The sequence below is a fragment of the Streptomyces sp. NPDC001536 genome (assembly GCF_042894505.1).
Classification (GTDB): Bacteria; Actinomycetota; Actinomycetes; order Streptomycetales; family Streptomycetaceae; genus Streptomyces.
This window is the reverse complement of the sequence record NZ_JBIAVQ010000025.1, coordinates 25,347-44,876: the sequence shown is the minus strand read 5'-3', so window position 1 is coordinate 44,876 and position 19,530 is coordinate 25,347. Positions and strand designations below refer to the sequence as shown.

Here is a 19,530-nt window from a genome sequence, read left to right as displayed (position 1 = left end):
CGTGGGGGTGGGACAAGGGGGCCTGCCGGACTCAGGAAGTGCTCTCCACACGAGCCTCGATCCGGCCCAGCACCGCCCCCGCGTCGATCCCCGCGCGGGTGAGGACCTCGACGGCGCGGGCCTGTGGGTCGACGACGAGGGCCGCCAGCAGGTCGGTCCCGTTGGCGCGGTCGCCGCCGCGGTGGGCGGCGCGCTCACCGGCGTACTCCATCGCGCCCGCGGCCAGCGGCGAGAAGCCCTCCGCCTCGGTCACCACGGGGACCGCGCCGGAGTCCTCGACGCTGCCCTGCCAGCGCAGTCCGTAGCCGATGCTGCGCTGCACGAGATAGCCGAGCAGCCGGGCGAGCTGCGGGCCGTCGTCGAAGACGGCGCGCACCTCGGGGTCGTACTCCAGGAGCGAGTGCAGCAGATGGGCCGTGTCGATCTGCCGGTCCCCGTCCCGGACCGATCGCCGGCGCGCTCCGGAGACCACCGTCGCCAGCTCCTGGCCGAGCCTGGCATCGATGTCCGCGCGGTTGCTTCCCGGCTCGTTCACGGACTGCCGGGGGATACGGGGTGGCACATCCCCCACCCCATCAGCCACGCCGACACGGGTCATCCCCGGAGGGAACCATTTTCGCGTCCCACACAGAGTGGACCCCGATGGCCGGAATCTCCTCCTTACGGATGAGATCAGGCCCCTCACCCCGCAGCGGCGCGCGTCTCCTCGCCTCGCGCCCCGCGCGCAACCGCCGTGCCCCCTCGTTCGTCCAACACGGACATGGAGAGCAGGTGCTGGCTGGTGGCTCTGCCGGCCATCGACGGCAGGCAGTACGTGTACCGGGTGTACGCCCCGGAGGACGCGCTGCTCGCCGACCTGTTCTGGGAGGCGTGGCACTGTCACGACGAGAGCGCCTTCCCGCGGGCCTGGGACCTGTTCGACGCGGCGGTGATACGGCTCGTGGCCTGAGCGGCGCCCCGGTCCGGGGTCTCCACATTTTCTGACGGTTCATCAGCATTGAATGTTTCAGGCCCTGCGGCTACGTTCCGCGACACCGTAGCCGGAGTCGAAGGGGTGGTCGCATGGCCGAAGTCAGCGCGGAGGCACGCATCGAGGCACCGGCCGAGAAGGTGTGGGCGCAACTCACGGACTGGCCCGCGTACGGCGAGTGGAACGCCACCCACACCAGCTTCCCGCAGGGCGGCCCGACGGCCCTCGAAGTGGGCGCGACGTTCCAGGAGAACATGAAGCTGATGGGCTTCCCCGCCGAGGTCGAGTGGACCGTCGAGGAACTGGAGCCGGCCCGGGTGCTGGCCATCCGCGGCAAGGGCCCGATGGCGGTGACCGTCGCCAACCGCTACACCCTCACCCCGGACGGCGACGCGACGGCGGTCCGTGTCGACGGCGAGTTCACGGGCGCCGCGGTGGCGCTGATGGCGGGCAAGCTCAAGGACTCGGCGACGGCCGCGCTCAACGAGTCGCTGCGCAAGCTGGCCGGGCTGGTGACCTGACGGCAGAGCGGCGGCACACACGAAGGCGCCCCGCGGATCGCTCCGCGGGGCGCCTTCGCACGGTCCTGTGACCGTCAGTCCTCGTCGGCGAGGATCAGGTACAGCTTCTTACGGGCGTCGGTGATGACCGCGAGGGCCTTCTCGCGCTGCTCCTTGCTGCCGGTCTTCCAGACCTGACCGAAAGCCTCCATCAGGCCGAAGCCCGCCTGGCGGATCTCATTCAGCGCCTCGAAGTCGACGCCGCGGGAGGCTTCCTCCCAGGGCGCGTCCGGGCCTTCCTCGGCCGCGGTGCGGCCCGCCTCGGTGAGCGCGAACAGCTTCTTGCCGCCCTCGCTCTCGCTGGCGATCAGGCCCTCGTCCTCCAGCAGCTGGAGGGTGGGGTACACCGAACCCGGGCTGGGCTTCCATGCCCCGCCGCTGCGCTCGGCGATCTCCTGGATCATCTCGTACCCGTGCATGGGCCGGTCCCTGAGCAGGGCCAGGATCGACGCGCGTACATCGCCGCGCCGCGCCCTCCCCCTCGGTCCGCCCCGCCCTCGGGGCCCCCAGGGCCCCGGGCCACCGAAGCCCGGTCCGCCGAAACCACCGGGGCCACCGCCCGGCCCGAAGGGGCCGAAGGCGCCACGCCGTCCGTCGAAACCGCCTCGGCCGCCGCGGGGGCCGGGTCCACCGTGTCCACGTTCGAATCCATGGGAACGCATGGCAATCACTCCATCCATCGTTGATCTGTCGCGATGCGTCAACGATATATCGGAATAGTTCGCCTGGCAAGCCTCTGCCGAAAGGCCTGGTCAATCGTTCGGTTGAACCGCGGTTACCACTCCAGCGCGCCCGTCGCTCCGTGCGGACGACGCGGACGCCTGCCGGGAACGCGCAAGCTGCGTACGTCACCCCCCAGCAGAGAGGTCTCCGCAGCATGTCCAGCTTCCCCAGCAGACGACGTGTGCTCGCCACCGGCGCCGGTGCGGCCATCGTCGGCGCGCTCGGCGTCAACTCGGCCCAGGCCGCCCCCGCCGCGCGGGCCGACGGATCCGAGGAGACCAGGTCCCTCGACGAGCTCTACCAGGCGGCTCTGGCGGAGGGCGGGAAGCTCGTCCTCTACGCCGGCGGGGACACCCCGACCCAGCAGGACTTCACCAAGGCGGCGTTCCTCAGGCGCTTCCCGGACATCGACCTGACCCTGGTCGTGGACTACAGCAAGTACCACGACGTCCGCGTCGACAACCAGCTCGCGACCGGCACCCTCGTCCCCGACGTCGTACAGCTCCAGACCCTCCAGGACTTCACGCGCTGGAAGGAGCAGGGCAGGCTGCTGCGGTACAAGCCGGCCGGGTTCTCCCAGGTGTACGACAAGTTCAAGGACCCGCAGGGCGCCTGGGTCGCCATCGGGGCGATCGGCTTCAGCTTCATGTACGGCACCTCGGCGGTCGGCTCGGACGCCCCGCGCACGCCGCTGGACCTGGTCGACCCGAAGTGGAAGGGCAAGATCGCCTCGTCCTACCCGCACGACGACGACGCGGTCCTCTACCTCTACTCCCTCTACGTCCAGAAGTACGGCTGGGAGTGGGCGGCCAAGTTCGCCGCGCAGGACGTGCGCTTCGCCCGGGGCAGCAACTCCCCCGGCGAAGCGGTCCGCGCCGGCACCCACGCGATCGGCGTCGGCGGCTCGGGCGCCCCGCTCTCCACCGGGCCCGTGAAGTGGGTCGTCCCGGACAGCGCCCCGTTCATGGCCTGGGGCCAGCGCGCGGCGATCCTCAAGCAGGCCGCGAACCCGACCGCCGCCAAGCTGTACCTCAACTGGCAGCTGTCGCTCCCCACCCAGCAGGGGTCCTTCAACGGCTGGTCCGTGCGCACCGACGTCACGCCCCCGACGGGCCTCAAGCCGGTCTGGGAGTACCCGAACGCCCACGTGGACGGCTTCCCCCGCTTCATGGCCGACCGCGCCGCGATCGAGCGCTGGAAGCAGACCTTCGCCCTGTACTTCGGCGAGGTCAAGGGCGACCCCACGCCCGGCTGGCTGGGCCTGCACCCCGGCGCGTAGAGGCGGGCAGCCTGCCACGATTCTTCACATCAGTCATACAGACCCCGGATAGACTCGGACGCCCTGTCCAAGTGGATCAGTGAGTCCAAGGGGATCTGCCGTGACCGACCGCGCTCCCGTCCCCGGCAGCCGACACGCCCTGGAACACGCCCCGCACCTCGTGTTCTTCCTGGTCGTCGGTGCCGCCGCCGTGCGGCTCTTCGATCTCAACAGCCCGCTGTGCTGGCACATGGTCGGCCTCAGCGGGCTGCTGGCCGTGGTGTACGGGGCCGGTCTGGGCCTGTGGAGCCGGCTCGGGCCCGTCCTCCGGCTCGCCTGGATCACGACGCTTGTCGGGCTCTGGAGCTTCCTCGTGTTCCTCGCCCCGGCGCCGCTGACCTGGGCGTACGCCTGGTGCGGGGTGCCGCTGGCATGCGCGGCGCTGCGGGCGCTGGGGAAGCGGGCGGCGCTGGTCGCGGTGGCCGCGATCTCCGTCGTGCTGGGCTGGCGGCTGATCGGTTCGACCGGCCGGCTCGACCTGGAGATGGCACTCATCCCGGTCGCCGCGGTCTGGGGCACCGTGGCCCTCTACCGGACGCAGCAGCGGGACGCCGCCGAACGCCAGCGCCTCCTCGACGAGTTGCGGAGCACTCGCGACACCCTCGCCGAACAGCAGCGCCAGGCGGGCGTGCTGGCCGAACGCACCCGGATCGCCCGCGATCTGCACGACACGCTGGCCCAGGAACTCGCGGGCAGCCTGATGCTGCTCCAGGCGGCCGAGCGGGACTGGGACCGGCGGCCGGACGCGGCCCGTACCCGGGTGCGCGCGGTGGCCGACGGCCTGGACGGCAATCTCGCCGAGACCCGCCGGATCATCCACGACCTCACGCCGTCCGCCGTCGCCGAGGCGGGACTCGAAGGCTCGCTGCGGCTGCTGTGCGCCCAGGCGGAGCAGGAGGGATCGGCCGCCCAGGTGCGGTTCCGGTCCGTGGGTGAGCCCCGTCCCGTCCTGGACGAGCAGGCGGCCGCCACCCTGTTCCGGGTCGCGCAGGGCACGCTGGCGAATGTCCGCGAGCACGCCCGCGCGGTGAACGTACGGGTCACCCTCCACCACGAGGCGGACCGGATCGAACTCGACGTACAGGACGACGGAGTGGGCTTCGACCCGGCGGGCGCCGGGACCGCCGCCCGGCCGACCCGCGGCTTCGGCCTCCCCGCCGCCCGCGCCCGGCTCCGCGAGTGCGGCGGTGATCTGCGGGTCACCAGCGCACCCGGCCGGGGCACCCGGGTCCGGGCCGTGCTGCCGGCGGCGGTTCCCCGTCTCACCTCGACGGTCGCCGGATGACCGTACGGCTGGTGATCGCGGACGACCACGCCGTCGTACGCGCCGGGCTGCGGGCCCTGCTGGAGGGGGAACCGGATCTCACGGTGATCGCGGAGGCGGGCAGCGGCGACGAGGCCGTACGGCTCGCCGTGGAGCTGAAACCGGACGTCGTGCTGATGGACCTGCGGTTCGCCGGTTCCGCCGTCGACGGCATCGAGGCGGTGCGCCGACTGACCGCCGAGGCCCCGGCGGTGCCCGCGCTGATGCTGACGAGCTTCTCCGGGCGGACCGACGTCGTGCGGGCGCTGGAGGCGGGCGCCCGGGGATACGTGCTGAAGGCCGGACCGCCCGAGGAGCTCTTCCGGGCCGTCCGTGGCGCCGCCGCCGGCGCCCTGGCTCTCGCCCCCGAGGTCGTCGGCAAGCTCGTCGGCCAGGTGGTCAGCCCCGACGTGGAGCTGACCGGGCGCGAGGCCGAGGTCGTACGGCTCGCGGCGGAGGGGCTGAGCAACCGGGCCATCGCCCAGGCCCTGTTCCTCAGCGAGGCGACCGTCAAGACCCACCTGGTGCGGATCTACCGCAAGCTGAAGGTGGAGAACCGCGCGGCCGCCGTGACGGAGGCCGCGCGCCGGGGACTCATCCAGCTCGACTGACGGCTCGGGGCAGCCGGACCGGCCCTCAGTGCCCTCGGAAGGCCTCCTCCAGCCACCAGGCCCCGTGTTCGCCCGCCACCTTGGCGTCGACCAGCAGCGGCGCCGACCGCGGCCCTGCCACCCAGTCCTCGACCGCCTTGAGATCGGCGCGCGACCGCACGGTCACCGCCTCGAAGCCGTAGCCGCGGGCGAGGGCGGCGATGTCGGTCGGCGGGAAGGTGACGGTGTCCAGCGGGAAGCCGTCCGGCCCGAAGTGGTGCACCTCCGCCCCGTATCCCTCGTCGTTGTAGACGACCACCACCATCGGCAGCCCCAGCCTGCGTACGGTGTCCAGCTCGGCCGCGCCCATCAGCGCGCCGCCGTCGCCGAGCACGGCCACCGGCAGCCGGTCGGGCCGGGCCAGGGCCGCGCCGATCGTGGTCGCCAGGCCCAGGCCGATCGACTGGAAGGCCTGGGTGAAGCAGAAGCCGTCCTGGTCGGGCACCGACAGATAGGCGCTCGGATAGCCCATGAAGTTCCCGGAGTCCACGCCGACGACCCGTTCCGCCGGGAGGATGTCGTCGAGCGCGATGCTCAGCGTCCGCGGGTCGATGCGGTCCCGGGTGCTCTCGTCCTCGTAGGGCACGTCCCGCCGGCGCACCCCCGTACCGAGGGCCGCGCCGCGGTATCCCTCCCGCCGTGTGCCGCCCGCGTCGAGTGCGCGCCGGGCGGTGCGGGCCACGTCGCCGACGACTGCGAGGTGGACCTCGCGGTGGGCGCCGAGGGCCGACGCGTCGTCGTCGACCTGGACGACGGTGGTGTCCGGGCCGATGAGACGGCCGTGCCGCATGGTCCACATGTTCAGGGCGCAGCCCCAGCCGACGATCAGGTCGGCGCCCCGGATCAGTTCGGCCGTCAGGTCGGACGCGAAGCCGCCGGAGATGCCGAGCGACCAGGGGTCGTCGTGGAACAGGCCGTGGGCCACGGCCGAGGTGGCGAGCAGTGCGCCGTGGTGGTCGGCGAGCGCGGTGAGGGCGTCGCGGCCGCCGGGTGAGCGGGCGCCCCGGCCGGCCACGAAGACGGGGCGACGGGAGCGTTCGAGGGCGGACACCAGGGCCGCCACATCGGACTCCGACGGTTCGACGGCGGCCCGCGCGGGTGGCGGGGCGGCGGCGATCGCGGCGGTGTCGGGCAGGTCCAGGGCCTGCACGTCCAGGGGGAGGTTGAGCAGGACGGTACGGCGCTCGTGCAGGGCGCGTCGTACGGCGTCGCAGGCCTGTTCGACCGCGGAGTGCGGGGAGGTCACGCGCTCGGTGACCGCGCCGACCGCCTGGGCCAGCGCCTCCTGGTCGACGTAGAAGTTGGAGGTGGGCTGCGTCGCCTCGGCCGCGAGGACCAGGAGGGGCGTACGGCTCTTGGCGGCTTCGGCGATGCCGGTCAGGGCGTTGGTCAGCCCGGGCCCCTGGTGCACGCTCAGCGCGGCGACGCTCCCGCTCATCCGCGTGTAGGCGTCGGCCATGGTGGCCGCTCCGCCCTCGTGGCGGGCGGCGACGTAGCGGGCGCCGGTGGCCACCATGGCGTTGGTGAGGTGGAAGTTGCCCGAGCCGACCACGCCGAACACATGGTCCACGCCGGCCGCGCTCAGTGCCCGGCCGACGGCTTCGGCGACCTTCATGACCGCTCCACCAGGGCGAGGACGCGGGCGGGTGAGCCGGAGCCCTTGAGGATCGGCAGCGGGCCGGCGATGACGACGGCACCGGTGGCGGGCAGTTCCGCGAGGTTCTGGAGCTGGGTCAGGCCGTACTTGTCGTTGCCCATCAGGTAGGAGTGGCACGGGAAGGCCGGGTCGAAGGAGTGGGCGCCGCCGGCGTCGGTGCCGACCGTCTCGGTGCCGAGGCCGATCACCGGCGACTCCTCGGCGACCCAGCGGGCGCACTCCGGGGACAGGCCCGGGGTGTGCGGGCCGTTCTCGTCGGCGTTGAGGAACTCCTCCTGCGAGTGCGAGCGCGCGTCCCAGCCGGTGCGCAGCAGCAGCCACCCGCCCTCGGGCAACGGGCCGTTCTCCGCCTCCCAGGCCTTGATGTGGTCCACCTCGACGAGGAAGTCGGGGTCCTTGGCGGCGAGCGCGGAGAAGTCCAGCACGGCGGCGGGCGCGATCAGCCGGCTCACCGGTACGGAGGCCACGTCGGCGAGGTCCTTGCCGGTCACCCAGTGGTTGGGCGCGTCGAAGTGCGTACCCGTGTGCTCACCGGTACGGAAGTTGTTCCAGTACCAGGCCGGCCCCCGGTCGTCGTACCGGCTGATCTCCTCCAGCTCGAACACCTGCGTCTGCCCGAACCCCTCCGGCAACTGGATCACCGGCGTCTGCGACGACAGGGTGGACGTCAGGTCGACGACCTCGATCGAGCCGCTCCGCAGCCCGGACAACAGCGCGGCGAGAACGGACGGCTTGGTCATGACGGCCTCCTGAACTGATCTGAACACGGGACGCGTTGACGACGGTCGCACCACCTCAGGGGGCGCGTCCAGATGTGGCGTCGGCCGTCCCCAAATCGGTCCAGTGACCCGGAATTGGCCTTGGCCTGCGGCTTCGTGTCGACCTAGCGTCGGCGTCATGCGTATCCGAATCGTCGACGCCTTCACCGACCGGCCCTTCGCCGGCAACCCGGCCGGAGTCCTGCTGCTGGACGCCTTCCCGGACGACAACCGGCTCCAGAACATCGCCGTCGAGGTCAATCACGCCGAGACGGCGTTCGCCCACCGCCTTCCCGAGGGCGGCGAGGCCGACTGGGCGCTGCGGTGGTTCACGCCTGCCGCCGAGGTCACCATGTGCGGGCACGCGACGCTGGCCACGGCCCATGTGCTGCACACCACCGGCGCCCACGCGGGGCCGGTGCGGTTCGCCACGCGGAGCGGTGTGCTCATCGCGACGCCCGGTGCGGACGGGTCGATCACCCTGGACTTCCCGACCGCGCCGCTCACCCCGGTCGAGGTCCCGGAAGGGGTCGCCGCGGCCCTCGGCGCCGAGCCGTCGGCCGCTTTCGACACCGGCCCGAACGTGGGCGACCTGCTGGTCGAGCTGGCCGACGAGAAGACGGTCCACGCCCTGCGCCCCGACCACAAGGCCCTCGGCGCCTACTCGGAGCGCGGCATCATCGCCACCGCCCGCGCCGAGAACCCCGCGCTCGGCTACGACTTCGTCTCCCGCTGCTTCTTCCCGAACGTCGGCATCGACGAGGACCCGGTCACCGGCAGCGCCCACACCGCCCTGGCGCCCTTCTGGTCCGAGCGCCTGGGCCGTAGCGAACTCACCGGCCTCCAGGCCTCGCCCCGCTCCGGCCGCGTCCGCACCCGGCTGGTGGGCGACCGCACGCTGCTCACCGGCCGCGCGGTCACCACCATCGACGGCGACCTGCTCGTCTGACCCTCGCGGCAGGCTGTCGGCGGCTCACGCCGTCGGCAGCCAGTCCACCTTTCCCGCCAGCAGCGCGTAGCCGACGAACGCCCCGATGTCGAGCAGCGAATGCGCCACCACCAGGGGACCCACCCGCCCCCACCGGCGGTAGAGGTAGACGAACACCACGCCCATCGCCATGTTGCCGATGAAGCCGCCGATGCCCTGGTAGAGGTGGTACGAGCCGCGCAGTACGGAACTGGCCATCAGCGCGGCCCCGGGCGTCCAGCCCAACTGGCCGAGCCGGCGCAGCAGATAGCCGACGACGATGACCTCTTCGAGGATCGCGTTCTGCATCGCGGACATGATCAGCACCGGGTACTTCCACCACACCTCGGGCAGCGCCTCCGGCACCACCGTGAGGTTGAAGCCCAGCCCGCGTGCGGCCAGGTAGAAGGCGATCCCGGTGCTGCCGATCACCGCCGCGATCGCCGCCCCGCGGCCGAGATCGGGCCACGGCCGGGTGCGGTCGAAGCCGAGCGTGCGCAGGCTTCCGCCCTCGCGCAGCAGGAAGTGCGCGACGAGCAGGACGGGCACCAGGGACGAGGCGATCCCGAAGAGCTGCCAGGCCAGATCGAGCCAGGGACGGCCCGGTGCGGCCGAGGCGTTGAGGGTGGCCGCCTGGTCCTTCAGTCCGCCCGGTTTGGTGACCGATCCGACAAAGCTGATCAGGGCGGACACTCCGCTCGCACCGAGCGAAAGCCCCAGAACGAGCAGCGTCTCATCACGGAGGATCCGCCGCGAAGACCCCTCCACTGGAAAAGAATCGGCCACGCGGCCCGCCTCTCCCTGCACACCTGACTCCAATTCAGTAATCCCGTCCCATCCCCATCGCCGCCCCGCTAGGGTCTCGAAAGAAGTTGCGAAGATCGTGCGCGACAGGCCGTTGGGGGACGGACACCGTACGGGGCTGACCTCCCCTTTGCATGCCATACGGCCGCGAAACCGGCAGAAGGTACAACAGGGAGGGGCACCACTGTCATGGGACGTCACAGCTTGCCCGATCAGTATGGGGCGGGCGGCAGCGACCCCCGCCCACGCACCCGCCGCCGTACGGTGGCCATCGCGACCGTGCTCGTCCTGACCGTGGCGGGCGGCACGGCGGCCGCCGTCCAGAGCGGACTGCTCTCCTTCGGTTCCTCCTGCCAGGACGACGCGGTGGACCTCAAGCTCGCCGCCTCGCCGGACATGGCCCCCGCCCTGCGCGCCGCGGCGAAGCGGGCCCGTGACATCAGCCTCACCTCCGACGGGCGCTGCGTCGACGTCGAGGTGACAGCGCAGGACTCGTACAAGCTCACGGACACCCTGCTGGCCGGCAAGGAGACCGACGTCCAGGTGTGGGTGCCCGACTCGGAGCTGTGGGTCCAGCGGATCTCGGCGGACACCAAGGCGACGGAGGTGACCCCGGTCGGCGGCTTCGCCTCCAGCCCGGTCGGCGTGGCCATGGTCCCGGAGGCCGCCAAGTCGCTGGGGTGGCCGAAGAAGTCGTACAGCTGGATCGAGCTGGTCGGCGCCACCATGCGGGACGACTCCCTCAAGCTCGGCGCGGCCGATCCCTCGCGCAGCGCGACCGGGCTGCTCGCCCTCACCCAGCTGGGCAGCGGCGCCGCCAAGATCGAGGGCGGGGACACCCAGGCCGCGGCCATGATGAAGACCCTGTCGCAGCGCACCTCCGACAGCGACACCCAGGTCCTGGACACGCTGCCGCGCGACGCCTCGGGCACCGAGCAGGGCAACCCGAAGCGGAACCAGGCGCTGATCCTCAGTGAGCAGGCGGCGTTCACGTACAACACCGCGGCCGACGGCGACGGGCTCGACCTCTTCTATCCGAAGGACGGCTCGCCCCGGCTCGACTATCCGTACTCGCTGGTCGACCAGACGTCGCTGAGCACGGACGAGAGCCGGGCGGCGCTGAAGTTCATGAACTATCTGCGCAAACCCGAGCAGCGCCGGCTCCTGGAGAAGTACGGGTTCCGCACCGACACCGACGAGGTCACGCAGACGCTGGTGACGCGGGCCGGCGGCAGCAAGCCGCAGCCGTACGCGCAGGACGCCCTGAAGCCGGCCTCGGAGGTGGCCCTCCAGGAAGCCCTCGGCACCTGGACGATCACGGTGCAGAACGCGCGGGTCACCACGGTCGTCGACGCGTCCTCCTCCATGTCCGAACCGGTCCCGGGCACCAACCGGTCACGCATGGACGTGACCAAGGCGTCCCTCCTCCAGGCGCTCGCCACGTTCACGCCGGAGGACGAGATCGGGCTGTGGGAGTTCTCCACCGAGCTGGACGGCGACAAGGACTACCGCGTCCTCGTCCCGACCGGGCGTCTCGGCGCCACCAAGGACGGCGGAACCCAACGGGACAAGCTGTCGGCGGCCTTCAGCGAACTGGCGCCGGTGCCCAACGGCGCGACGGGCCTGTACGACACCACGCTCGCCGCGTACAAGGAGGCCACCGCCTCCTACGCCAAGGGCAAGTTCAACGCCCTGGTCGTGCTGACCGACGGCGTCAACCAGGACCCCGGCAGCATCTCCCGCGGCACACTCATCAGCCGCCTCCAGCAACTCACCGACCCCGACCGCCCGGTCCCGCTCATCATGATCGCCGTCGGCCCCGACGCCGACCGCGAAGAGGCCCAGCAGATAGCGAAGTCCACCGGCGGCACGGGCCAGGAGGTCTCCGACCCGTCCCAGATCCACGAGGTGATCCTCAAGGCGATCGTGGCGGCGGGCGCGGAGGGAGGCACCCAGGACTGACGCCACGAAGCAGCCCACCCGGCGACGTCACGCACCGGGCACCCACTCCGCCGCAACGGCAGTCACCCCGACGACACAGCCTGATCACCCACTCCGTCGCGGCGCCGCTCAGCCACGACGCCCCGAGCCGTCTGCCCACTCCGGCACAGCGCCACTCAGCCCCCGAGGGCACCGCCCGGCGACCCACTCCACCCCAGCGGCACGCAGCCACGACGACCCGGGCCGTCTCCCACTCCGGCACAGCGGCACCCAGCCACCACGGCCCAGACCAGCTACCCGCCCCGCCCCAGCGGCGCTCAGCCACGACGCCCCAGAGCGGCTGCCCACTCCGGCACAGCGGCACTCAGCCACGACGACCCGGACCGGCCACCCGCTCCGTCACAATCGCACGCGGCCACTACGGCCCGGACCGGCGGTTCACGACTGCCCCGCCCGCCGCTCACCCCAGCGGCACCCGTTCCGGCAAGCCCACCGGCCAGGTGTGCACCGGCTCGCCGAGGTGCATCAGCTCGGCGTAGCGGCGGGTCGTCGCGGCGAGGGCGGCGGCGCGGTCGAGGCCTGACTCCAGGGCGCGGTGGAAGGTCGCGGACTGCCAGGTGGCCCCGTTGGCCCGGCGCCGGCAGCGCTCGTCGATCACGCCCAGGTACAGGTCGCGGTCCGCGGGTTCGACCCCCCACGCGTCCAGGCCGGCCGACGCGAGCGGCAGCAGTTCGTCGCGTACCAGGGTGACGGCGTCGACCTGGGTCAGCCCGCCCCCGTAGCGTCCACGCCGCGGCCAGTCGAAGCGGGCGTCGATGCCGTGCTCGCAGGCCGCGTCGAAGTTGGCGGCGGCGGCCTCGAAGGGCAGCCGGGTCCACACCGGCCGGGACTCCTCGGCGAGGGCGCGGACGACGCCGTAGTAGAAGGCCGCGTTGGCGATGACGTCGGTGACGGTGGGCCCCGCGGGCAGGACCCGGTTCTCCACGCGCAGGTGCGGGACGCCCTCGGCGATGCCGTACACCGGCCGGTTCCAGCGGTACACGGTGCCGTTGTGCAGGACGAGTTCGGCGAGCGAGGGCACGCCCCCCTCGTCCAGCACCTGAAGCGGGTCCTCCTCGTCACAGATCGGCAGCAGCGCCGGGAAGTAGCGCAGGTTCTCCTCGAACAGGTCGTACGCCGAGGAGATCCACCGCTCCCCGAACCACGTCCGCGGCCGCACCCCCTGCGCCTGGAGCTCGGGCGGCCGGGTGTCCGTGGACTGCTGGAACAGCGGCGGCCGCGACTCACGCCACAGCTCACGCCCGAACAGGAAGGGGGAGTTGGCTCCTACGGCGATCTGCGCGGCGGCGACGGCCTGCGCCGCGTTCCACACGTCGGCGAACCGGCCCGGCGTGACCTGGAGATGCAACTGCACGGAGGTGCAGGCCGCTTCCGGCGCTATGGACTTCGAGGTGCAGACGAGATGCTCGACCCCGTCGATGTCCAGCACGAAGTCCTCGCCCCGCGCGGCCACGATCTGCTCGTTGAGCAGCGCGTAACGGTCGACGTCGGAGAGGTTGGAGGAGACCAGGTCGTCCCGGTCGAGCGTCGGCAGAATGCCGATCATCACGATTCCCGCGTCGAGCTCGCCCGCTTTTCGATGGGCATATGCCAGCGAGGTCCGGAGTTCTTCGGCGAGCCGGTCGAATACCCGGCCGCCCAAGGGATGTGGGGCTATGTTGACTTCCAGGTTGAACATGGCGAGTTCTGTTTGGAAATCTCGGCTCGCGATACGTTCGAGAACCTGCGCATTCAGCATTTTCGGCATACCGTCGGCACCGGCGAGATTCAATTCGATCTCTAGCCCCATGAGGTTCTTCGGGCGATCGAACCGCTTCTCGGCCAGCAGCCGCTCCAGCCCCGTCAGGCACTTGCGGAGCTTGCCGCGGTAGAGCTGCCGATCGGACAGGTCGAACCGACCTGCCGCGACCTTCTCCCCCATCGAAGCGTCCCTCCTCGGATGGGCGGACCGAAGATCCGGCCGCCGGTGTCGGGTCACGTGGGATGATGCCCAGTCGAGACGATCGATAACGTCCCGCGCGGCCTTGGCGCCCGCTACGCTGTCGCAAGTGACCGGCGGCACATTCACCGGGCATGCGGCACCGTGCAGTTTCGAGTTCCCCACATGCCTCGTGAAAAACGCCGACGAGAATTGGCCGACCGCGCCCCCGGTATTCATCGAGGTCATCGCCGTGTTGTCGCCCGAGAATCGGGATGATTCCCACGTATCGCCGACTGAATGAACCCTTGCCGTTCACGTCGGAAACGGGTAGACGAAACACCGTCTGAACACGTGTCGTATAAACTCCGCGAACGAGGCAGAAGGTTGGCGCCGACGGTCTGTTGATCCTGTCGTCGAGGTGACGTACGACAGGTCTGAAGTACACCCCACGCACCCATGACCCGCGGTCCCCGCCTCTCTGACCCCGCGAGCTGACAGCGCCGTCCGCCCACGCCCTCGCGCCACTGTGCCTGTCGAATGAGAGGCGACCCACTATGCCGCTGCATGTCCCCCCGGCTCCCGCGCCCGCACTTCGCTCCGTCCTCACTGCGCTCGGTTCGCCCACCGCGGTCCGCGAGGCGCGGACTCCGTCCCTGCGCACCGCCCAGGGGCCCGCGACACCCGAACTGCCACTGCCCGTCCACGTACTTGACGAGATCACCGCCGCGGGCGCCTCCGCCACCCGGCTGACCGGGTGGCGGTTCCTGATCCGCTGCCAAGAGCGTGCGGTGGCCGCCGCCGAGACCCGGCTGACCCCGGACGGCTGGGCCTTCTCGCACTTCTTCGAGGGCCCCTACATCGCCTCCACCGAGCGTGCGCTGCGCCAGGCCGAGACCATGCAACAGCCCTATCAGCCGCGCCTGTTGTCGGTCCCGGGCCTCTACATGCTCACCCTCTGGCTGCACGGCGACCTCACGGCCGACGGCGCGACCGGCCACCCCGCCGCCACCGATCTGCTCGTCCCGCTCGCGCCCGCACCGCCCGGTATCGCCGCCCACCGGCCGCACCGCGTCGCCGAACTGCTCCCGGTGCTGACCCATCGGGCGACTCCGGCCCCGCTCCTGGGACAGCCGGCCTGACGTCCATGGATTTGGCTCGTACGAGCGAATCGCGGCTCGTACGAGCCTTTTCCATGCCCGCGCCCCGTACGGACTAGCCCCATCCGACCATCTCGAACCACCCGAAGAGACAGTGCAGTTGGAATGAACCGTCCGCGCGGGTGATGCGTCATGAACCTGTGAGTAGCGGTGCTGCCAAATCCCTGCGGATTGACGCCCGTGGGGCAACACTGGTTCCGAACGACTTATCACAACGGGGGCAGCGATGAAAACCACGACAAAGCGAAAGATCCCACCAATGTGCCAGCACCAGCCGCCGTGTCCGACCGCCGAATCCGCCGACCGGGAGGGCGCCCGCCTCATGGCGCACCACCCGGAGCAGGGATGGAGCCTGCTGTGCAACGGCGTTCTGCTCTTCGAGGACACCGGTGAGCTCCTGCCCGACGGCAAGATCATCGCCCCGCACCGCCCACTGGGCACCGAACAGGTGATGACCGCCGCCTGAGGCGAACACAGGGCGGTGGGACCGACCGCCCGGTGACTTGAGGGGCCGGCCCGCAGACCTGCGCTGCGAACCGGCCCCGACGCATGTCCGGGATCGATCACTCCCCGTAGTCCCGCATGCGGAATGCGCTCTCCTCTCTGACGCACTTCCCATGGACACCCGTTTTCCGGAAGACTCCTGGAAGTTTCGATCCGTCGACGGAGGTGGGGAGTTGGCAGCACACGAGGTCGACACCGAGGGGGCGCCCGCGACCGGGGGCCGGGTCACGATCACCGAGATCGCCCGCCAGGCCGGCGTCTCCGTGCCGACCGTCTCCCGGGTGGTCAACGGCCGCTCCGACGTGTCGCCCAGGACCCGGGCCCGCGTGGAGGAACTGCTGCGCCGGCACGGCTACCGCAAGCGCGCCAGCACCTCCGCCAGCGGCGCCGCCCTGCTCGACCTGGTCTTCGACGACCTCGACAGCCCCTGGGCGGTGGAGATCATCCGCGGGGTCGAGGAGGTGGCGCACGCGGCCGGCGTCGGCACTGTGGTCTCGGCGATACACGGCCGCTCCGGCGACGCCCGCGAGTGGATGCGCAATCTGCGGGCCCGCGCCTCCGACGGCGTCATCCTGGTCACCTCGGTCCTGGAGCCGGTGCTGCACGAGGAGTTGCGCATCCTCGGCGTCCCGCTGGTCGTCGTCGACCCGGCGGGCTCCCCCGCCCTCGACGCCCCCACGATCGGCGCCGCGAACTGGTCGGGCGGCATGGCGGCCACCGAGCATCTGCTGTCGCTGGGCCACCGCAGGATCGGCCTGATCGCGGGCCCGCCCCGGCTGCTGTGCTCCCGGGCCCGCTTCGACGGGTACCGGGCCGCCCTGGAGGGCAAGGGGCTCACGGTCGACGACTCCCTCGTGGTGCCCGGCGACTTCCACCCCGAGTCCGGCTTCGAGGGCTGCAACGCGCTGCTGGACCTGCCCGAACCGCCGACGGCGATCTTCGCGGCCAGCGACCAGATGGCGCTCGGCGCGATCGAGGCCCTGCGCAGACGCGGACTCAGGGTCCCGGAGGACATGAGCCTGGTCGGTTTCGACGATCTTCCGGAAGTCCGCTGGTCCGCCCCGCCCCTGACCACGGTCCGTCAACCGCTCGCCGACATGGGCAAGCTGGCCGTCCGTACGGTGCTCAAGCTGGCCCGCGACGAACAGCCGGACTCGCCGAGGGTGGAGCTCGGCACCGAACTCGTGGTCCGCGCGAGCACCGCACCCCCGGCGCGCTGACCCGGCACCGGCCCGGCGGTGAGCCACACCGCCGGGCCGGGCCGCATCCCGGCGGACTCCCCTCCTTGCCCAGCCGCCGGGCGTCTGACCGCCGTACCGCTACTTCTTGAGTGCCTCCTTGATCGCGAAGTAGGCGGGCTTCGGCTGGAGTTGCTCGTCCCACGGCAGCGCCGCGCCCTGGCCCTCGAAGAACGCCGGGATCCAGCTGTATTTGTCCGTGTAGTCCCACAGCGTGATGCCGACGCAGCGACGCACCGCGAGGCAGGCCTCGGTCAGATCCCGGTACCACTGGGCCTGTGTGGCGAGCTTGGCCTCGTCCGCGGGCAGGATCATCCGGACGTCGACCTCGGTGAGCGCGGTGTCGAGCCCGAGCTTGGCGAAGCGCCGCAGGTTGTCCTCGAGAGTGGTCGGATAGCCGTACTGGAGCGCGAGATGCGCCTGGAGGCCGAAGCCGTGCAGCGGGACGCCCTGGGCCTTGAGGTTCTTGGCCAACTGGTAGTAGGCGTCGCTCTTGGGGCCGACCGCCTCCACGTTGTAGTCGTTGAGGTAGAGCTTGGCCTTCGGGTCGGCCTGGTGGGCCCAGCGCAGCGCGTCGGCGATGTAGCCGGGGCCGAGCGTCTTGTAGAAGATCGTCTCGCGGTAGGTGCCGTCCTCGTTGAAGGCCTCGTTGACGACGTCCCAGGCGTAGATCTTGCCGCGGTAGTGGCGTACCTCGGTCTGGATGTGCTTCTTCAGCACGGCCCGCAGCTCGGTCGCCGTCCACTCGCGGCTGGTGAGCCAGTCGGGCAGCTGGCTGTGCCAGACCAGGGTGTGACCGCGTACCCGCTGGTGGTTGGCGCGGGCGAGGTTGACGATCTCGTCGCCCTCGGAGAAGTCGAAGACACCCTGCTGGGGCTCGGTGGCGTACCACTTCTGGCCGTTGCCGGGGGTGATCATGTCGAACTCGCTGCCGAGGATCGCCTTGTAGGGCTCGTCGACGAGTTCGGGGTTGTCGGTGGCGCTGCCGTAGTAGCGGCCGTGCTGCTGGGCGAGTTCGGCGAGTGTGGTCGGCTTGTCGTGCGCCTGGGCGGGTGCGGCGAGGCCGGCCCCGGTGATCAGGGCGGCCGCGAAGGCGCCGACGAGTCTCAGACGGTTCGTGCGCATGGTGCGACTCCTCACGTGCGGGTGTGTGGGCGAGCCGTACGAACCCCGGCGCTATCCCTTCGTGGCGCCGGCGGTGAGGCCGCCGACGAGCTGGCGCTCGGCGACCGAGTAGAAGGCGAGGGCGGGAACCATCGCGAGGACGAGATAGGCGAAGACACGGGCGTACTCCGCGGAGTACTGGCCCTGGAACTGCTGGACGCCGATGGGCAGGGTCCACCAGGTGTTGTCGGTGAACACCAGCAGCGGCAGCATGAAGTTGTTCCAGCTGGTGACGACGGCGAGCACCGAGACGGTGCCGAGCGCGGGCCGGGCCATGGGCAGCAGCACCCGCCAGAAGAAGCCGAAGGAACTGCACCCGTCGAGGGTGGCCGCCTCCTCCAACTCTCCCGGGATCTCCCGGAAGAAGGCGCGCAGGATGATGATGGTCATCGGCAGCCCGAACGCGGCCTGCGGCAGGATCACGCCCAACGGGTTGTCGAGCAGGCCGAGATAGCGCAGCAGCAGGAACAGCGGCAGTGCGGCCACCGCGAAGGGGAACATCAGCCCCATCGTGAAGAAGGTGAACAGCACCTCCCGGCCCCGGAAGGCGAACCGGGCGAAGGAGAAGGCCGCGAGCGCGGACACCGCGACGACGAGCACGGTCGTGGCGATCGCGATCAGCGTGCTGTTGCCGAGCAGCTTCCAGAAGTCGCTGCCCCCGAGGATGTCGGTGTAGTTGCCCGTCAGCCAGCGCTTCGGAAGTCCGAAGGGGTTGCTGGAGAGTTCGTCGGTGGACTTGAAGCCGGACAGGACGGCGTACACCAGGGGGACGATCATGACCACGCCGACGGCGACGAGGATGAGGTGCAAGGGCAACGTGCGAGCGTTCCGGCGACTCATTTCCCGGCCCCCCTCATCGTGGTGGTGGCCCCTTCGAGGTCGCGGCGGAGCACGAACCGCTGGTAGGCGAGGGCGAAGACGAGGCAGATGCCGAACATGACGACGCTGATCGCGCTGGCGTAGCCGACCTGGTAGCGCTTGAAGCCGTACTGGAACATGGTCACGGCCATGGTCTCGGAGTGGTGGTCGGGGCCGCCCTGGGTGATCACCCACACCAGGTCGAAGAGCTGGATCGAGCCGATGACGGCCAGGAAGACGCTGATGCGGATGGTGGGTGCGAGCAGCGGCAGGGTGACGCTGCGGAAGCGCTGCCAGGCGCTCGCGCCGTCGATCAGCGCCGCCTCGGTCAACTCCCGGGGCACGGACTGGAGTCCGGCCAGCAGGAGCATCATGTGGAAGCCGAAGTACTTCCAGGTCATGACGATGAACAGGGTCGCCATGACGTACGACGGATCGGCGAACCACTCACCGCCGACGCCGTCCAGGCCGATGCTGCCCAGGAGGTGGTCGGCGAGGCCGTCGTCGGGTGCGAACACCATGCTGAAGAGCACGCCGGTGATGGCCTCGGACAGCACGTAGGGCGCGAAGAACAGCATCCGGTAGACGGCCCGGCCGCGCAGCCGCTGGTTGAGCAGGACCGCCATGGCGAGCGCGAACGGCAGTTGGAGCGCGAGCGTGAGGAGGACCAGGACGAGGCAGCGCCACAGGTCGCCCAGGAAGACCGGGTTGTCGAAGAGGTCGGTGAAGTTGTCGACACCGACGTAGTCCTCGGGCATCCCGAAGCCGCCCCAGCGGAAGAAGGCGGCGTACAGGGCGAACAGCATCGGCAGCAGCACGAGTCCGGAGAAGAGGACCAGGGCGGGGAGCTGGAAGCCCATCGCGGTGAGCCAGTTGAGGACGCGCCGCCGGGCCCGCCCCCGGGCCCTGACGGTGTCCGGGGGCGGGGCGTCGGCGCCGGGGCCGCTCCGCTTGTCTGCGAGGAACGTGGAGGTCAT

20 protein-coding genes are annotated in these 19,530 nt (G+C 70.9%); 11 read left to right on the top strand and 9 right to left on the bottom strand.

Going from position 1 to position 19,530, the window contains the following annotated elements:
* Positions 1-31: 31 nt before the first annotated feature.
* The gene (locus ACFY0U_RS42765) at positions 32-562 is read right to left on the bottom strand and encodes a Clp protease N-terminal domain-containing protein (RefSeq protein ID WP_388645533.1); all 531 of its coding nucleotides are present in this window, start codon (positions 560-562) and stop codon (positions 32-34) included.
* 219 nt (positions 563-781) lie between these two features.
* Between ACFY0U_RS42765 and ACFY0U_RS42760 the strand changes: the two genes are divergently transcribed.
* Both ACFY0U_RS42760 and ACFY0U_RS42755 read left to right on the top strand, forming a co-directional pair.
* Positions 782-949: a hypothetical protein gene (locus tag ACFY0U_RS42760; protein WP_388645531.1), complete on the top strand. Its 168-nt coding sequence runs from the start codon at positions 782-784 to the stop codon at positions 947-949.
* A 113-nt stretch (positions 950-1,062) separates the two neighbouring features.
* Positions 1,063-1,491 carry an SRPBCC family protein gene (locus ACFY0U_RS42755; protein WP_388645529.1) on the top strand — a complete coding sequence of 143 codons (429 nt, stop codon included), beginning with the start codon at positions 1,063-1,065 and terminating at the stop codon, positions 1,489-1,491.
* A 74-nt stretch (positions 1,492-1,565) separates the two neighbouring features.
* On the opposite strand, the gene ACFY0U_RS42750 is transcribed toward ACFY0U_RS42755, so the two are convergent.
* Positions 1,566-2,192, bottom strand: coding sequence for a PadR family transcriptional regulator (locus tag ACFY0U_RS42750; protein ID WP_095046469.1), 627 nt, complete (start codon positions 2,190-2,192; stop codon positions 1,566-1,568).
* A gap of 215 nt (positions 2,193-2,407) precedes the next feature.
* On the opposite strand from ACFY0U_RS42750, the gene ACFY0U_RS42745 reads away from it, so the two are divergent.
* The 3 genes from ACFY0U_RS42745 (at position 2,408) to ACFY0U_RS42735 (ending at position 5,485) form a co-directional block, all read left to right on the top strand.
* Positions 2,408-3,532: an ABC transporter substrate-binding protein gene (locus ACFY0U_RS42745; RefSeq protein WP_388645528.1), complete on the top strand. Its 1,125-nt coding sequence runs from the start codon at positions 2,408-2,410 to the stop codon at positions 3,530-3,532.
* A 100-nt stretch (positions 3,533-3,632) separates the two neighbouring features.
* Complete coding sequence (locus ACFY0U_RS42740) at positions 3,633-4,856, top strand: sensor histidine kinase (protein ID WP_388645526.1); 1,224 nt, start codon at positions 3,633-3,635, stop codon at positions 4,854-4,856.
* Positions 4,853-5,485, top strand: a complete 633-nt coding sequence (locus ACFY0U_RS42735) for a response regulator (RefSeq protein ID WP_388645525.1) — start codon at positions 4,853-4,855, stop codon at positions 5,483-5,485. The genes ACFY0U_RS42740 and ACFY0U_RS42735 overlap by 4 nt, the downstream gene beginning before the upstream one ends.
* A gap of 25 nt (positions 5,486-5,510) precedes the next feature.
* Here ACFY0U_RS42735 and ACFY0U_RS42730 read toward each other — a convergent pair whose 3' ends face one another.
* Together ACFY0U_RS42730 and ACFY0U_RS42725 are read right to left on the bottom strand one after the other, a co-directional pair.
* The gene (locus ACFY0U_RS42730; protein ID WP_388645523.1) at positions 5,511-7,139 is read right to left on the bottom strand and encodes a thiamine pyrophosphate-binding protein; all 1,629 of its coding nucleotides are present in this window, start codon (positions 7,137-7,139) and stop codon (positions 5,511-5,513) included.
* Positions 7,136-7,921, bottom strand: coding sequence for a cyclase family protein (locus ACFY0U_RS42725; protein WP_388645521.1), 786 nt, complete (start codon positions 7,919-7,921; stop codon positions 7,136-7,138). Before ACFY0U_RS42725 ends, ACFY0U_RS42730 begins: the two co-directional genes overlap by 4 nt.
* Before the next feature lie 157 nt (positions 7,922-8,078).
* On the opposite strand from ACFY0U_RS42725, the gene ACFY0U_RS42720 reads away from it, so the two are divergent.
* Positions 8,079-8,888 (top strand): PhzF family phenazine biosynthesis protein, encoded by an 810-nt coding sequence (locus ACFY0U_RS42720; RefSeq protein WP_388645520.1) that lies wholly within the window; start codon positions 8,079-8,081, stop codon positions 8,886-8,888.
* Positions 8,889-8,912: 24 nt separating this feature from the next.
* On the opposite strand, the gene ACFY0U_RS42715 is transcribed toward ACFY0U_RS42720, so the two are convergent.
* A complete protein-coding gene (locus ACFY0U_RS42715; RefSeq protein WP_388645518.1) occupies positions 8,913-9,713 on the bottom strand; it encodes a CPBP family intramembrane glutamic endopeptidase in 801 nt (266 codons plus the stop codon).
* Positions 9,714-9,899: 186 nt separating this feature from the next.
* Here ACFY0U_RS42715 and ACFY0U_RS42710 point away from each other — a divergent pair, with 186 nt between their 5' ends.
* Complete coding sequence (locus ACFY0U_RS42710) at positions 9,900-11,672, top strand: substrate-binding and VWA domain-containing protein (RefSeq protein ID WP_388645516.1); 1,773 nt, start codon at positions 9,900-9,902, stop codon at positions 11,670-11,672.
* Positions 11,673-12,111: 439 nt separating this feature from the next.
* On the opposite strand, the gene ACFY0U_RS42705 is transcribed toward ACFY0U_RS42710, so the two are convergent.
* On the bottom strand, positions 12,112-13,632 hold the full coding sequence (locus ACFY0U_RS42705) for a glutamate-cysteine ligase family protein (RefSeq protein WP_388645514.1): 1,521 nt from the start codon (positions 13,630-13,632) through the stop codon (positions 12,112-12,114).
* A 127-nt stretch (positions 13,633-13,759) separates the two neighbouring features.
* Here ACFY0U_RS42705 and ACFY0U_RS42700 point away from each other — a divergent pair, with 127 nt between their 5' ends.
* The 4 genes from ACFY0U_RS42700 to ACFY0U_RS42685 all read left to right on the top strand — a co-directional run bounded on the left by ACFY0U_RS42700 (position 13,760) and on the right by ACFY0U_RS42685 (position 16,513).
* Positions 13,760-13,933 carry a hypothetical protein gene (locus ACFY0U_RS42700; RefSeq protein WP_388645512.1) on the top strand — a complete coding sequence of 58 codons (174 nt, stop codon included), beginning with the start codon at positions 13,760-13,762 and terminating at the stop codon, positions 13,931-13,933.
* A gap of 253 nt (positions 13,934-14,186) precedes the next feature.
* A complete protein-coding gene (locus ACFY0U_RS42695; RefSeq protein ID WP_388645511.1) occupies positions 14,187-14,771 on the top strand; it encodes a hypothetical protein in 585 nt (194 codons plus the stop codon).
* A gap of 277 nt (positions 14,772-15,048) precedes the next feature.
* Positions 15,049-15,255, top strand: coding sequence for a DUF5999 family protein (locus ACFY0U_RS42690; RefSeq protein WP_388645509.1), 207 nt, complete (start codon positions 15,049-15,051; stop codon positions 15,253-15,255).
* Between the two features lie 211 nt (positions 15,256-15,466).
* On the top strand, positions 15,467-16,513 hold the full coding sequence (locus tag ACFY0U_RS42685; RefSeq protein WP_388645507.1) for a LacI family DNA-binding transcriptional regulator: 1,047 nt from the start codon (positions 15,467-15,469) through the stop codon (positions 16,511-16,513).
* 99 nt (positions 16,514-16,612) lie between these two features.
* On the opposite strand, the gene ACFY0U_RS42680 is transcribed toward ACFY0U_RS42685, so the two are convergent.
* From ACFY0U_RS42680 to ACFY0U_RS42670, 3 genes are read right to left on the bottom strand one after another with little or no spacing between them, the layout of a single operon-like run.
* Complete coding sequence (locus ACFY0U_RS42680; protein WP_388645506.1) at positions 16,613-17,656, bottom strand: endo-1,4-beta-xylanase; 1,044 nt, start codon at positions 17,654-17,656, stop codon at positions 16,613-16,615.
* Positions 17,657-17,707: 51 nt separating this feature from the next.
* Positions 17,708-18,535, bottom strand: a complete 828-nt coding sequence (locus ACFY0U_RS42675; protein ID WP_388645505.1) for a carbohydrate ABC transporter permease — start codon at positions 18,533-18,535, stop codon at positions 17,708-17,710.
* On the bottom strand, positions 18,532-19,530 hold the full coding sequence (locus ACFY0U_RS42670) for a carbohydrate ABC transporter permease (protein ID WP_388645504.1): 999 nt from the start codon (positions 19,528-19,530) through the stop codon (positions 18,532-18,534). The genes ACFY0U_RS42675 and ACFY0U_RS42670 overlap by 4 nt, the downstream gene beginning before the upstream one ends.